The 429-nt window shown below is 39.6% G+C and carries 1 pseudogene; it reads left to right on the top strand.

Features of this window, described 5'->3' with window-relative positions:
- Positions 1-196 precede the first annotated feature (196 nt).
- Positions 197-429, top strand: a pseudogene (locus BN202_RS09100) (hypothetical protein); the annotation flags it as partial.

The raw sequence follows: 429 nt of genomic DNA, 5'->3' as shown, positions 1-429 counted from the left end.
ATAACTTAGTGATAATAATTTCACAAAAAAACTGTATAAAAGACATAAATGTCGATTATGGGAGCAATGAATAACGCAGTCTTTGGAGGTCCCTCAAATTGATATTTTCCTATAAAAACTATCAAGGTATAAAGGGGGAGAGTGCACCAAAACGTGCAGCAAAGAGCTTTTTTCTGAATATTGAAAGGAAACGTGCATGAAAAAGCATCAGTCTGCCCCTTCTAACAAGGTAGAAGAAGTAAGAAAACAGTTTGAACAACAAAACCTAGGAGCATCTGAGCAAGAATCTCTCTATGCAAAGGTGAATAAACCACCCAAAGAACAGCGCGCCCAACAGCAAGAACCCATCTATGCAAAGGTGAATAAACCACCCAAAGAACAGCGCGCCCAGCAGCAAGAACCCATCTATGCAAATATTGACTTTGGTGC

Origin of the sequence: Bartonella florencae (assembly GCF_000312525.1) — a bacterium.
GTDB classification, from domain to species: Bacteria; Pseudomonadota; Alphaproteobacteria; order Rhizobiales; family Rhizobiaceae; genus Bartonella; species Bartonella florencae.
The sequence above is the reverse complement of the archived record's forward strand: the minus strand, read 5'-3'. Positions and strand labels throughout refer to the sequence as shown.